This window comes from Gilvimarinus sp. F26214L, from assembly GCF_054401055.1.
Genome location: NZ_JBTIYG010000005.1, coordinates 237,069 through 249,742, shown reverse-complemented (window position 1 = coordinate 249,742; position 12,674 = coordinate 237,069). Strand labels below are relative to the sequence as shown.

The 12,674-nt window shown below is 59.5% G+C and carries 12 protein-coding genes; 8 read left to right on the top strand and 4 right to left on the bottom strand.

The features are described from left to right. Positions 1 to 23: 23 nt before the first annotated feature. From ACURWW_RS07865 to ACURWW_RS07855, 3 genes are read right to left on the bottom strand one after another with little or no spacing between them, the layout of a single operon-like run. A complete protein-coding gene (locus ACURWW_RS07865; protein ID WP_445616253.1) occupies positions 24 to 1,907 on the bottom strand; it encodes an ATP-binding protein in 1,884 nt (627 codons plus the stop codon). Positions 1,908 to 1,915: 8 nt separating this feature from the next. Next, the gene (locus ACURWW_RS07860) at positions 1,916 to 2,503 is read right to left on the bottom strand and encodes a YfiR family protein (RefSeq protein ID WP_445616252.1); all 588 of its coding nucleotides are present in this window, start codon (positions 2,501 to 2,503) and stop codon (positions 1,916 to 1,918) included. Beyond that, on the bottom strand, positions 2,503 to 2,853 hold the full coding sequence (locus ACURWW_RS07855; RefSeq protein WP_445616251.1) for a hypothetical protein: 351 nt from the start codon (positions 2,851 to 2,853) through the stop codon (positions 2,503 to 2,505). Before ACURWW_RS07855 ends, ACURWW_RS07860 begins: the two co-directional genes overlap by 1 nt. 486 nt (positions 2,854 to 3,339) lie before the next feature. On the opposite strand from ACURWW_RS07855, the gene ACURWW_RS07850 reads away from it, so the two are divergent. The 5 genes from ACURWW_RS07850 to ACURWW_RS07830 all read left to right on the top strand — a co-directional run bounded on the left by ACURWW_RS07850 (position 3,340) and on the right by ACURWW_RS07830 (position 9,036). Next, positions 3,340 to 4,872 carry an aldehyde dehydrogenase family protein gene (locus ACURWW_RS07850; protein WP_445616250.1) on the top strand — a complete coding sequence of 511 codons (1,533 nt, stop codon included), beginning with the start codon at positions 3,340 to 3,342 and terminating at the stop codon, positions 4,870 to 4,872. 191 nt (positions 4,873 to 5,063) lie between these two features. Further along, positions 5,064 to 6,188 carry an NAD(P)-dependent alcohol dehydrogenase gene (locus tag ACURWW_RS07845; RefSeq protein ID WP_445616249.1) on the top strand — a complete coding sequence of 375 codons (1,125 nt, stop codon included), beginning with the start codon at positions 5,064 to 5,066 and terminating at the stop codon, positions 6,186 to 6,188. A gap of 29 nt (positions 6,189 to 6,217) precedes the next feature. Beyond that, positions 6,218 to 6,556: a c-type cytochrome gene (locus ACURWW_RS07840; RefSeq protein ID WP_445616248.1), complete on the top strand. Its 339-nt coding sequence runs from the start codon at positions 6,218 to 6,220 to the stop codon at positions 6,554 to 6,556. A 63-nt stretch (positions 6,557 to 6,619) separates the two neighbouring features. Beyond that, positions 6,620 to 7,459: a twin-arginine translocation signal domain-containing protein gene (locus ACURWW_RS07835; RefSeq protein WP_445616247.1), complete on the top strand. Its 840-nt coding sequence runs from the start codon at positions 6,620 to 6,622 to the stop codon at positions 7,457 to 7,459. A 14-nt stretch (positions 7,460 to 7,473) separates the two neighbouring features. Then, complete coding sequence (locus ACURWW_RS07830) at positions 7,474 to 9,036, top strand: FAD-binding oxidoreductase (protein WP_445616246.1); 1,563 nt, start codon at positions 7,474 to 7,476, stop codon at positions 9,034 to 9,036. On the opposite strand, the gene ACURWW_RS07825 is transcribed toward ACURWW_RS07830, so the two are convergent. Further along, on the bottom strand, positions 9,004 to 9,279 hold the full coding sequence (locus ACURWW_RS07825) for an ESPR domain-containing protein (protein ID WP_445616245.1): 276 nt from the start codon (positions 9,277 to 9,279) through the stop codon (positions 9,004 to 9,006). The genes ACURWW_RS07830 and ACURWW_RS07825 overlap by 33 nt on opposite strands. Before the next feature lie 343 nt (positions 9,280 to 9,622). Here ACURWW_RS07825 and ACURWW_RS07820 point away from each other — a divergent pair, with 343 nt between their 5' ends. Genes ACURWW_RS07820 through ACURWW_RS07810 form a run of 3 tightly spaced genes read left to right on the top strand, consistent with a single transcriptional unit; the run spans position 9,623 to position 12,667 of the window. Then, a complete protein-coding gene (locus tag ACURWW_RS07820) occupies positions 9,623 to 10,000 on the top strand; it encodes a hypothetical protein (protein ID WP_445616244.1) in 378 nt (125 codons plus the stop codon). A gap of 52 nt (positions 10,001 to 10,052) precedes the next feature. Beyond that, on the top strand, positions 10,053 to 11,381 hold the full coding sequence (locus tag ACURWW_RS07815; RefSeq protein WP_445616243.1) for a TolC family protein: 1,329 nt from the start codon (positions 10,053 to 10,055) through the stop codon (positions 11,379 to 11,381). Between the two features lie 35 nt (positions 11,382 to 11,416). Beyond that, positions 11,417 to 12,667: an efflux RND transporter periplasmic adaptor subunit gene (locus tag ACURWW_RS07810; RefSeq protein ID WP_445616242.1), complete on the top strand. Its 1,251-nt coding sequence runs from the start codon at positions 11,417 to 11,419 to the stop codon at positions 12,665 to 12,667. Positions 12,668 to 12,674: the final 7 nt, after the last annotated feature.

Below are 12,674 nucleotides of genomic sequence, written 5' to 3'. Positions count from 1 at the left end.
CACGGCCGTTTCCAAAGGTCGCACTACAAGGTGCAGGCGGCGCCTTCGATGATGGCAAGCACGTCGGCAAGTTCCACGGGCTTGACCAGATGATGGTCGAAGCCCGCTTTTCTGGAGCGCTCCAGATCCTTGCTCTGTCCCCAGCCGGTCGCCGCAATCAAAATGCAGGATTCCATTTCGGGCAAACGCCGCAGCTGGTGTGCCAGATCGTAGCCGCTCATGCCGGGCATTCCGATGTCCAGAAAGGCGAACTCTGGGGCAAACCGGGGCGCCTTTTCGAGCGCCGCCCGGGCGTCGTGCAGTACCAGGACCTCGTGCCCCAGATCTGCGAGCAGTGCGGCCATGGTGTCAACGAAGTCCACATTGTCGTCCACCAGCAGGATGCGTCGCCCGCGGCTTTGGGGGGCCGGCGCCGCTTCGGACTGCAATGGCGCCGCCGGGGCCTCGACCCGATCCAGGCGCACCGTAAAAGTGCTGCCTCGCCCCGGACCTTCGCTGGCCACTTGCAGCTCGCCCCCATGTAGTTCCACCAACCGCCGGGAGAGTGCCAGACCGACACCCAGGCCCTGGTAACTGCGTTCCAGTGATTGGTCCACCTGGGTGAACATGTCAAATACATCATCCAGGCGGTCTGCCGCGATTCCGATTCCGGTGTCGCTCACACTGAATGAGACCTGCTCACCGTCCTGTTGCGCCATCAGGTGAATGTGGCCGCCGGGCTCGGTGTACTTCGCCGCGTTGTTCAACAGATTCGAAAACACCTGCGCCAGGCGCAGCGGATCAGCCCGCACATACAATGGTTCGGCCGGCAGCTCCACAGTCAAGGCGTGGCCGGCCCCGTCAATCTCGTCGCGTGAGGTTTCCACTGCGTCACGCACCACACTTTGCGCTTCCACCACCTCGGGGGCTATTTGCAGTTTGCCGGTACTGATTCGGGACACATCGAGCAGGTCGTCCACAAGGCGCACCATTTTTTTCAGTTGCCGGTCGAGAACGGCCCGGGCTTCCTCCTGCTTGGCCGGATCCTGAGTGTCCATTTCGAGAATGCGCAGGCCGTTCATCATGGGAGCCAGGGGGTTGCGCAGCTCGTGAGCCAGAGTGGCCAGGAATTCGTCCTTGCGCCGGTCCGCCTGGCGCAAGGCGTTTTCCGCCGCTTGCCGCTCACTCATTTCCCGTTCCAGATTGCGATTGGACTCCTCCAGGGCTCGAGCGCGCCGTTCCACCTCGCTCAGCATGTCGTTGAAGGCATCCACCAACACACCGATTTCGTCTTCACTGGAGCGCTGTGCCCGCAGCGAGAAGTCGCGGCTGCGCATAACCTGCCGCGCGACACTGGTCACTGAATAAATAGGTCTGGTAACCGCCTGGCGCAGCCAGCCGGCGATGATGAGGGCGAGCCCCAGACTGGCCGCCAGTACCCCGGCCAAAACCAGAATGGCCTCGTCGATGCGATCGATGATGTCGTACTGCGCGGCAATGTAAACGGTGCCCAGAACGTTACCGTCCCTGCCGATGGGCCGCCAGAGGTGAATGCGCCCGCCTTCGACGAAATACCGGGCGGGTCGCAGGGGTACGTCGGGCCAGTAACCGTCCTCATCCTGCCCCACGTACTGAGCAAACCGCTGACCGTCGGCATCAAGAATGGCGGCACGAAGGATGCCGGGGCGGTTGCGCAGCAGGTAGAGATTTTCCCGGGCGGCCATCGGGTCTGCGAATTCCAGGGCGGGTACGCTCACCTCCGCGATTAAAGATGCCTGGGTGTTGAGGTCGCGAACCACTCCGTCGTGGAAGCCCCTGATCTCGAACGCGAGCATGGCCGCGGCATAGACCAACAAGGCAGTCAGCGTGGTGGCGATCACCACCAGCATGATCTTGTTGGAGATGGAATGTTTAATCCGACTCAGCATTTGACGATCTATTGGTCCACGGTGAGGGCGAGAGGCAGAATGCGCGAACTGATGTCCAGGCTGGATTCCCGAGCCTGTGTAAGCGAAACATCAAATCCGATACGACCTTCCACCACCCGCAAGTTGATCATGCTCCCGCGCCCGAGACCGCGCGGACTTTCCGTAATGATCAACAACGGATACTGTTGAACCAACTGTCGCACCGCCGGCAGGTGTTCTTCCGAGCCATGTCCAACGTAAATCACATGGGGGTCGTTGATCTGAGCCGGAGATCTGGCGCGATGAATCCTTATCGGACGTTCACCCGATCGAGGTGATTCAGCAATCGCTTGCAACTCGTCGGCGACCTCTTCGGCGTTAAGCACCCAAATATGATAGGGGGACTGACCATCGCCCAGTGTGGTCGGGGGCCAGCTGGTATAACTCAGGATTTTGTAAACCATTGCCGCTTTGACCTGGTCTTCTGATGCTTCCATTTCCGCTGCGGCGGCAGATCCACTGACGATAATCAGCGCAGCCAGCAACAGTCGGACGATCAGGTGCCTTCCGCAGGCGATGTTCGGCGCGCGGTGTATCCACTTCCAGTACTGCATCATCAGGGCGTCCATACCAGTTTGCCGTTAACGCCGCGCTCGGATGGGTGGCAGCCGTCCCAAAAGTGGTGCTTCTCGCGATGAGATTCCGGATAAGGCGACAGATTGAGTTCCGACACGTCCGCGGCGTCCATTTCCGACACTGTGCGGATGGTGAGGTTCAGCTTGAGCGCTGGAGCTTCGGGCCCGCGCAGAATGCACGACGCGACTGATTGAGAATGGCTGGGCGCAAAACGGTTCAGTTGCCCGCGAGGCGGGACGCCATTCGGCCGCTCAGAGTCGTCCGTGTCACAAAGCGGGCGATGGATCTGCTGAGTCGGTGAGACTCCGGAAAGAGCTATGGGAAGTGGCATGGCAAGTCCGGGTAAAACGGCTTTCCCTGGCGCGCACAACAACTTAAACGGCCCCAGAGAATAAGCTGTCCCTGAACAGTGTCAACTGGAGGTGGCGATTACTTGCGTTATTGGAGGGCAGAGAACGTGGGTTTTCTCCCGGAGGTGAAGCTGCCACCCCAGCGGTTTGATCTTTTTCACGGAAATGCATTTTCAACTTGAATACTTGGAGATTGGTGCATTCCGACCTCTGCCACAGCCGTGGAGAGGTGCATGCGGAGTTTACGGCCGCCCAGCTCCCGGGACACGGCATTTGGCTTGTTTCATGCTATGGCCATGCTACGGCTTTATTTCCTGCCGGGAACTTGATGCTGGGAGGTTGTGCCGGTAATCGGCTTCTCGTACTCAACGGGTTCTGAAATGCCCGCAGCTCGAGAAGGGTGGTATCGCGGCCAGTCTCGGCATGGAATTTACACGGGCAGCCGCGAGCGCGGGGTGGAGCTCACCATGACTTACATATCCTATGCGCAACTTGCCAAACTTGCCGAGTACGGAGACTTCTCCTGTCAATTCATTGGCGGCGAATGGCGCTCCGGAAACAGCCAACGCCTTACCAAAAACCGGAACCCCTACACCAATGAGGTTCTGGTGGAAATTCCGAACGCCAACCGCGACGACCTGGACGCGGCTTATCAGGCGGCGCGGGAAGCCCAGGCGGACTGGGCGGCGGCGCTTCCGGGGGAGCGGGCGGAGGTCATGCGGCGAGCGGCATTGATCATGGAGGCCCGGCGGGAGGAAATAATCGGCTGGCTCATCAGGGAGTCAGGCAGTACTCGTCTCAAAGCCACACTCGAGTGGGAGACCGTTCATGCGGTTATGCTTGAGGCCGCGAGCTTCCCCTATCTGGTGGAAGGTCACATCATCCCCGCGGATGTACCGGGCAAGGAAAGCCGCGTCTACCGCAAACCTGTGGGCGTGGTAGGTGTTATCAGCCCGTGGAACTGGCCCATGCAGCTCAGCAATCGCTCGGTTGCTTCGGCGCTGGCCGTGGGCAATGCGGTTGTTCTCAAGCCGGCCAGTGACACACCGGTCACCGGCGGCACGCTCCTGGCAAAAATCTACGAAGAGGCCGGCCTGCCCGCTGGCGTTCTCAACGTTGTGATCGGTGCCGGAAGCGAAATCGGCGATCCGTTTGTGGGGCATCCGGTTCCCCGGGTTATCTCCTTCACCGGCTCCACCCCGGTGGGACGCAATCTTTTTCGCCTGATTGCGGATTCTCCCATTCTCAAAAAAGTCGAACTGGAACTCGGTGGAAACAGTCCGTTTGTGGTGCTGGAGGATGCGGATCTGGACCTGGCTGTAGAGGCGGCGGTGTTTGGCAAATATCTGCACCAGGGGCAAATCTGCATGATCACCAACCGCTTTGTTGTACACAGCAAAGTCTATGACGAATTTGTTGAGCGACTTGCTGAGCGGGTGCGCCATCTGAAGGTCGGTGACCCGAACGAACCGGACACGCTGATCGGCCCGATCATCAATGAGTCCCAGTTGCAGACTCTGCAAAAGCACATCGAATCTCTGAAGCAAAGCGGTGCCCGCGAAGTTGCGGGAGGGGATGCGCAAGATCTGTTGCTGCCGCCCCAGGTGTTCTCGGAAGTCACTGCCGAAATGCCGGTGGCGCAGCAAGAGCTGTTCGGCCCCATCGCCTTGTTGATGCGTGCGAGCAGTGAGGAAGATGCTCTCGCGCTGGCCAATGACACCGAGTACGGTCTGTCGAGCTGTGTTTTTACCAGGGACGTGGAACGCGGTGTGCGGTTCGCGCAAAAGCTGCAAGCCGGTATGGCTCACGTGAACGATCAGCCGGTCAACGATCTGCCGTTCAGCCCCTTCGGCGGCGAGAAAAACTCTGGAGTGGGGCGCTTTAACGGCAGGTGGGCCATCGATGCCTTCACCACTGACCAATGGGTGACGGTGCAGCACGGACCCCGTCCCTACCCGACCCACGCCGATCAGATCAGCGGACCCTGGGCGGGAGGATAAACAGCCCTGAGCGAACGGAATAGACAGCCCTGAGCGCGCGGAATAGACAGCCCTGAGCGAACGGAATAGAAGCCCTGAGCGAACGGAATAGACAGCCCTGAGCGGACGAAGTAAGCAGCCCCTAGCGCGCGAAGTAACCAGCCTTGAGCGCCCGAAGAAAGAGCGTCCGAAGTAAACAGCAAGGAGGCAGCATGGCGATTTCCCCCGGCACACCCTTTCAGGCGGCGGTGGTGCGCCAGAAGGGCGGACCCATGGAGCTGGAACAGATCACCCACAAGGAGCTCCGCCCCGGTGAGGTGCTGGTGCGCGTTGTGGCCACCGGCATGTGTCACACCGATATGGTTGCCCGGGATCAGGTGTTCCCGGTGCCCCACCCGATCGTGTTGGGCCATGAAGGGGCCGGAGTTGTAGAGGCGGTGGGTGATCAGGTCCGGAAGGTGAAGGTTGGCGACCACGTGGTGCTGAGCTTCCTGCCCTGTGGTCACTGCCGGTCCTGCCTGGAAGGGGCGCCAGCCAGTTGCGAAAACTTCAACGATTGCAATTTTTCCGGTGCCCGCGAAGATGGTAGCCACGCGCTGTGCGACGCAAGCGGTGCGGACCTTAACGATCGATTTTTTGGCCAGTCGTCTTTTGCCCGCTACGCCGTTGCCGATGCGCGCAACACGGTTCCCGTACGTGCCGATGCACCCCTGGAGCTGTTGGGGCCATTGGGCTGCGGAATTCAAACGGGCGCAGGAGCCGTGCTGAATGCCCTGGGGGTGCAAGCGGGAACCAGCTTTGGCGCCTTCGGCGCCGGCGCCGTCGGACTCAGCGCAGTGATGGCTGCGAAGGTGGCGGGAGCAACCACCATCATCGCTGTAGACGTGGTGCCTTCGCGTCTGGAGATGGCCGAGGAGCTGGGGGCGACTCACGTGATCAATAGTCGCGACGAAGATCCGGTGGCCGCGATTCGAAAGATAACCGGCAAAGGGCTGGACTACGCGCTGGACGCCACCGGCATCGTGCAGGTCATTCGGGGGGCGGTGGATGCACTGCGTCCGCGGGGCCTTTGCGGCATTGTCGGCGCCTCCGCACCGGGGACGCTGCTTGAACTGGACGTGACGGACTTCATGCAGAAATGCAAACGACTGCGGGGCATCGTCGAAGGCGACAGCGTCGCGGATGTGTTCATTCCTCGCCTGATCGACTTATATATGCAAGGCCGGTTCCCCTTCGACAAACTGATCCGCATCTATCCCTTTGATCAAATCAATCAGGCAGCGGAGGACAGCGCGAGGGGCGAAACCATCAAGCCGGTCATCCGCATTGAACAGTAGCACGGGGCGCACGATTACAAGGACGTTCTATGACTATTGAAGTTCACAGCAAGCGACCTCGCACCGCGGCGATGAGCGCGGCTCTCTGGGCGGCTCTGTTGCTGCCGGGCTTTTCCGTATTCGGGCAGGCTGCAAGTGCCGCGGAGTCGGACACGGCGCGATTTTCCGAAGGTCGCGAAGCCTACGAAAAAGTTTGCCGTTACTGCCACGAAACCGCGGTCGCTCCCGCTTTGCTGGGGCGTGAACTGGAGCCCTCCGTCGTCGAGTTTTTTGTACGCAACGGCAACCGCGCCATGCCGGCGTTTCGGGCGGCGGAAATCAACGACCAGGTTCTGTCCGAACTGACCGAATACATTGCCGAGAACTGATAGTAAGTTGATGCGGCCAGCGACCGCCTGACAGACACCGCCTGAAATACAGGGACCCATGGAATGGATCGTCGCAACTTTCTAAAAGGCATGACTGCGAGCAGTGCCGTCCTGGGGCTGGCGGCTCACATGCCCGTTGTGTTGGCCCGGTCCCAGGGTGAGTACCAACGTTCTGGGGAGTACGGATTGCTACTCCCCCAGTGGCTGGCGGATACCGGCGGCGGCAGGGGGATCATTGAAGGCGCGCGAGCGGCTGTTCCGCAGCTGCGACTACAGCCTCTGCCTTCCCTGGGTGAGCTTGCCGCCTTCTGCAAACGCCACAGCGCGTCTTCCGGCGAACGCTGGACCCTGGTTTCGAGCCCCGCGGATGTCGAGGTATTCCAGGCATGCCTGCGCAGTATCGGCGGGAGAATGCTGGCTCGCGGGGAGCACGTTCTCGGGGCCGCTGCGGACCGACACCAGTGGCTTGCCGCCACATCCCGTTGCAGTCCGGCGCGTATTCTGGCCGAACACTCCGATCCCGCCGCCGAGCTGCTTGTCAGCGAACGTTTTGTCCAGTACTTACCCGGTTCGCCGGTGCCGGTGCCGGGTTATACCTGCTGGCAATCCGGAGACCTCGAACTCCACGGAGCCGATATCACCTTGTCGTCGGCCCTGAATCTCTTGCCCGGAATCAAAGGGAGCCGGACTCGTTCGTACCGCGTCGCTCATGGGCCTCGGCCAATCCGCCCGGTGTTCTCCAACAGCCTGAATATTCTGGGCTACGCACTAATGGGCGCTGCGGCCCGAACGACACCGGCCTCTGCCGCAAAGGAGCGTTTTTTTCTGAGACGAGTAATAGAGGCATCGGGGAGGGAGCCGCCACCAGTGCGGCAGATCAGCTCAATCATCTTTGAAACCTGACAGGGAGAAGCCGGATGGCCGAGCCGTTCATCGCATTGCCCAAGGGTGTTTCCGAAGAGGAGTTCACCAAGGCTGTCGCTGAATTCAGGAAAATACTGCCCGCGGACTCGGTGCTCACAAGTGCAGCCCGGCTCGCACCCTATTCGAAAGTCATGATGCCGGTGCCTCGGGAAGAACACCTGCCATCAGCGGCATTGCTCGCCACCAAAGTGGAAGAAGTCCAGGGCATCCTGCGAGTTTGTAATCAATATCGTATTCCAGTGTGGACCATTTCCACCGGTAAAAACCTCGGTTATGGATCAGCCGCGCCGGGCGAGCTGGGGCAGGTGGTATTGGACCTGGGGCGCATGAACCGCATTCTCGAAGTGGACGGGGAGCTTTGCTACGCGCTGGTGGAACCCGGGGTCACCTACCAGCAACTGTACGACCATATCGAGGCCAACGACCTGGGACTCTGGCTGTCGGTTCCCGCGCCCTCGGCGATTGCCGGACCCACGGGCAACACCCTTGATCGCGGCGTCGGTTACACACCTTACGGCGAACACTTCATGAATGCCTGCGGTATGGAAGTGGTGCTGGCGAACGGTGATGTGTTGCGTACGGGCATGGGAGGGCTGCCCAACTCCAACACCTGGCAGGTATTCAAATGGGGTTACGGCCCCTATCTGGATGGCATCTTTACGCAGTCCAACTATGGGGTTGTTACCAAGTTCGGCTTCTGGCTCCAGCCTGCGCCCCCGGTGTACAAACCCTTCCTGATCCAGTACCAGGACGAGGAGGATGTAGTAGAGATTGTTGAAACCATCCGGCCTTTGCGGATCAGCGGCACCATCCCGAACGCCGTGGTAATTGCCCATGCATTGTACGAAGCGCCTCTGGTCGCCAGCCGGGCGGATTATGTGGACGATGACGGCTCCATCAGCGATGAAGCCGTAAAGCAACTCGCCGAGGATCACGGGCTGGGTATCTGGAACGTGTACGGAGCGCTCTACGGTACGCGGGAACAGGTGGATGTGAACTGGAAAATCATCAGCGACGCCTTCGGAAAATCCGGCAAGGCAACATTCATTACCGAGGAGAACGCGGGCGATCACCCGGTGTTCGGGTACCGCGCGGTATTGATGCGCGGTGGTATGGATATGCGGGAATTCGGACTGTACAACTGGCGCGGGGGCGGCGGGTCAATGTGGTTTGCGCCGGTCGCCCAGGCCCGGGGAAGTGAAACCCTGAACCAGATGTCCATGGCCAAGCGCATCCTGGCGAAGTACGGATTGGATTACAACGGCGAGTTCATCGTGGGGATGCGCGACATGCACCACATCCTGGACGTTCTTTACGACCGCACCAACCCGCAACAGATGGAGGCCGCCCACAAGTGCTTCGCTGAACTGGTCGAGACCTTCGCGAAACAGGGTTACGGCATCTACCGCACCAGCCCTGCGTTCATGGACCAGGTGGCGGCGACCTACGGCTCGGTCCAGCGCTCGGTGCACCAAACCCTGAAACAGGCCCTCGATCCCAACGGAATACTTGCACCGGGGAAGTCAGGTATCCGCCTCGACAACGACTCCCGGTAAACATGCTACCACCGGTAAGGGACCCCGAACTGCGCATCGCGCAGCTCCGACATCGTCTTCGACGACCTCATCCGCCCAGGGTCCTGCTGTCAGGGTCAGGGCGATTGTCCCGGCCAGCGTCCGGCCCCGGAGCGCGCCGCAAGAGGCGCCGCCGGCAGACTTGCCACGGGCGCGGGCCGCTTCCGAAGTGGTCTGCCAGAGCCCGAGGGTGCGGTTATATACGATGCGGTAAATGCGGTTCATGTGAATGCCCCAATAGGTTTTATTCGGTGATCGGTAGCCCGGGTTTGCGAGGTGCGAGGGAGCGGAAGAACTTCTCAGTCGGTTCTTTACCGTCTGCTTCTGCTTCACCTGTGAGCTTGCAAAATGAGATGAATGGTATAGGTTGTGATTCATGCCCCATAGTCACTGATCAGTGACTATGGGCCCGATCGGAAGCGAAAGCGACTGGTCGGCGGTCCTGCCGGACTTGCTTTTGCAGCGCTGTTCTGTAGGATGAATCTCACGCGCGTGACGGTTGGCTTTACGATTCTTACCTTTTCGCTTCGCCGTGCGCCATTCCGGTGCCCAGGTTCACTCAAAACTGATGAATACGCGTCCGACCAAACTCAGCACACAATTCGCAGCGCGCCTCATGCTCGTGTTGGCCGTTCTGCAATTGGTGTTCGTATCGTTCGAGATTGCGGGCGTTGTCCACGGGCCGGAAGAAAACACCGTGCATCATGAACAATTCGTGGCTGACGGGTTCGAGGATGCAGGCAAGCTTGATTTTGATTCAGCGTCCGATCCAGTCCTGGATACTTGTGACCACTGCTGTCACTGTCACGGGCACGGCACCCATTTTTCGCCGTTATCCAACCAAAGCGTTCCCTCTATTGACGCCGCGCCTGCTTACTCAGCCTTATCCACGCCGCAGTTCCAATCCCTCCGTATCAATTCCATAAACCGCCCGCCCATAGCCTAATCCTGCCAGTCTCAGCGACCTTCAAACGGTTCAATGTTCGCAGGATATTTTTATGTTTCACATTTTTGCGAAGCAATGGCAAAGCCATCAGCTTCAGTACCTCGTGAGTTTTTCTATAGTCCTTCTTTTATCGGGCCCTCTGCCTGCTGCCGAGGCCGCGCAAGAACCCCTGACACTCACCGAAGCCACACAACGTGCACTGGCGGAGAACCCAGAGCTCCGGGTTTTTCAGTGGCGTTTTGAGGCCATCCATGGAACTCGTGAAACGGCAGCATTGAGGCCCGCCTACCGACTCGGTCTGGAAGCCGAGAACCTGACGGGCAGCGGTCAGTTCTCCGGCGTCGATAGTGCGGAATTCACTTTGTCCCTTTCGTCGGTGATTGAGCTGGGTGGTAAACGTCGTTCCCGCATCGCAGTGGCGGACTCCCGGTACGCGCTGGCGCAAGCCGAAAGAGAGGCGAAAGCGCTGGATTTGCTGGGTCTGGTCACCCAAACCTTTGTTGCAACCCTGTCGCTTCAGGAAAAACTTGCGGTCGCAAAGGATGCGGTACAACTGGCAGAGCAAAGCTTTCACCTGGTGAGTGAGCGGGTACAAAGGGGCGCTGCACCAAAGGCGGAGCGGCTGCGGGCGGAGGCTGTGCTCAAGCAGGCACAGATGCAACAGGATGCCCTCTCTGCCGAACTGGAAAGCCGAAAATTCGCTCTGGCGTCCCTCTGGAAGGCGGACCGGGTTGATTTCGGGCCGGTAGACGGCGACCTGTTCAACTTCGAAGAACCCTCCAGCTTCGAGGTTTTGTATGAGCAGGTTACCGCCTCGCCGGCTATTCAGGTTTTCGCCAGCGACGAGCGGGTACGGAATGCCGAAATAGCGTTGGCCCGGAGCCAATCCACCAGCAATGTGCGGTGGAGCCTGGGTCTGCGCCGTTATGAGGATACAGGAGATTCCGCTCTCACGGCCGGGGTTTCCGTCCCCTTGTTCTCGCGACCCCGCAATCGTGGCGAGGTGCAATCAGCACTGGCCAGACGAGAGATGGTTCAGTATCAGCGCGAGGCTACTCTGCTGGCCATTCGCGCCCGTTTATTTGAAGCCTGGCAGACCTATCAGCAAAGTGTCGACGCCACATCACAGATGCGTGCGGAGGTGCTCCCCGCCTTGAAGGACGCACTCGAGCAAACCCGGCAGGCCTATGAGGGTGGCCGTTATAGCTACGTTGATTGGGTGACCGCGCAGAAAGAACTGCTTGACGCGCGCATGGCGGCCATCGATTCCGCCACCACCGCTTTGTTGAACCAGGCATTGATCGAACAATTGACCGCCGAGCCGCTTGGTCTGGAGGCGACCTCTAGTGAGAACGGGCAAGCCGGGGACGCCAACCAATGAGTCACCCCGGCGCAAACTGAATTCAGGATACTGAGATGAATCTTAAAAAAATACGATTTCTAAAGCGATGGTCGCTGGTGCTGCTGATCCCGTTGATGGCCTCAACTCCGAACGCCTTCGGGGCCGGTGAAGGTGCTCACGGCGCCGACGCTCACAACGAAAAAACCCATGAAGAAGCCAAAGGCCCGAACGGTGGCAAGTTGCTGCATGACGGTGACGTTGAACTGGAGCTGGCGATTTTTGAGAGCGGCGTGCCACCCGAATACCACGCCTGGATTACGCAAGACGGCGAACCTGTTGAGAACGCAGAGCTGACGGTAACCCTGACGCGACTCGGTGGCCAGCAGGATGTCTTCGACTTCAGCAAGCAACGGGATTACTGGCTCGGCGATGGCACTGTTACCGAACCTCATTCATTCGACGTGGCGGTAGATCTGCGCCTGAACGGAAAAAGCCACCAATGGCAGTGGGAATCTCATGAAGGCCGTGTCGAGATTTCCGCTGGGATGGCAAAGAAGGTGGGAATCGCCACACAGGTAGCGGGACCCGTCCGCATCGAGCGCCACCTGCACGTTTATGGACGCCTGGTTACTCCACCCGACCAGCAGGCGCACCTCAGCGCCCGTTTTCCCGGCGTGGTGAAGGCGGTTCGGGTGAACATCGGTGACCGGGTCAGGAAGGGGGATGTACTGGCCGTTATCGAATCGAACGAAAGTCTGCAAAGCTACGAGCTGCGCGCGCCTATTGCAGGCACCATCCAGGAGCGCTCGGTCAATGTGGGTGAAACGGCCACAAATTCTCCCCTGTTCACATTGATCAGCAATGAAACACTCTGGGCGGAACTCAAGGTATTCCCCAGTCAACGCGGAGAAGTCCGGCCTGGCCAGAGCGTCCATGTCCAGCACAACAATCACGCCCATGAAAGTAAAATCACCCACATCACTGCCAGCGCCTCAGGTTCGCCGTTTGTTCTTGCCCGAGCCGTTTTAAGCAACGAGGACGGCGATATGTCCCCGGGCGATCTGGTGAGTGGGCAGATCGACGTGGAAAAAATTGAGGTGCCGGTTGCGGTCGATAACCGCGCCTTGCAGCCTTTTCGCGACTGGACTGTGGTGTTTATCCAGGTGGGAGATACCTATGAGATACGCCCGCTTGATCTGGGGCGCAGCGACGGAAGCTATACCGAAGTGTTGGGAGGTCTGAATGCCGGTGATCGTTATGTGGTGGAAAACAGCTACCTGATCAAGGCCGATATCGAAAAATCCGGCGCATCACACGATCACTAAGGGGAGG

What these genes read in the sequence shown, in the direction of transcription:
- ACURWW_RS07865 (WP_445616253.1), bottom strand. Translation starts at nt 1,907, where the DNA reads ATGCTGAGTCGGATTAAACATTCCATCTCCAACAAGATCATGCTGGTG.
- ACURWW_RS07860 (WP_445616252.1), bottom strand. Translation starts at nt 2,503, where the DNA reads ATGATGCAGTACTGGAAGTGGATACACCGCGCGCCGAACATCGCCTGC.
- ACURWW_RS07855 (WP_445616251.1), bottom strand. Translation starts at nt 2,853, where the DNA reads ATGCCACTTCCCATAGCTCTTTCCGGAGTCTCACCGACTCAGCAGATC.
- ACURWW_RS07850 (WP_445616250.1), top strand. Translation starts at nt 3,340, where the DNA reads ATGACTTACATATCCTATGCGCAACTTGCCAAACTTGCCGAGTACGGA.
- ACURWW_RS07845 (WP_445616249.1), top strand. Translation starts at nt 5,064, where the DNA reads ATGGCGATTTCCCCCGGCACACCCTTTCAGGCGGCGGTGGTGCGCCAG.
- ACURWW_RS07840 (WP_445616248.1), top strand. Translation starts at nt 6,218, where the DNA reads ATGACTATTGAAGTTCACAGCAAGCGACCTCGCACCGCGGCGATGAGC.
- ACURWW_RS07835 (WP_445616247.1), top strand. Translation starts at nt 6,620, where the DNA reads ATGGATCGTCGCAACTTTCTAAAAGGCATGACTGCGAGCAGTGCCGTC.
- ACURWW_RS07830 (WP_445616246.1), top strand. Translation starts at nt 7,474, where the DNA reads ATGGCCGAGCCGTTCATCGCATTGCCCAAGGGTGTTTCCGAAGAGGAG.
- ACURWW_RS07825 (WP_445616245.1), bottom strand. Translation starts at nt 9,279, where the DNA reads ATGAACCGCATTTACCGCATCGTATATAACCGCACCCTCGGGCTCTGG.
- ACURWW_RS07820 (WP_445616244.1), top strand. Translation starts at nt 9,623, where the DNA reads ATGAATACGCGTCCGACCAAACTCAGCACACAATTCGCAGCGCGCCTC.
- ACURWW_RS07815 (WP_445616243.1), top strand. Translation starts at nt 10,053, where the DNA reads ATGTTTCACATTTTTGCGAAGCAATGGCAAAGCCATCAGCTTCAGTAC.
- ACURWW_RS07810 (WP_445616242.1), top strand. Translation starts at nt 11,417, where the DNA reads ATGAATCTTAAAAAAATACGATTTCTAAAGCGATGGTCGCTGGTGCTG.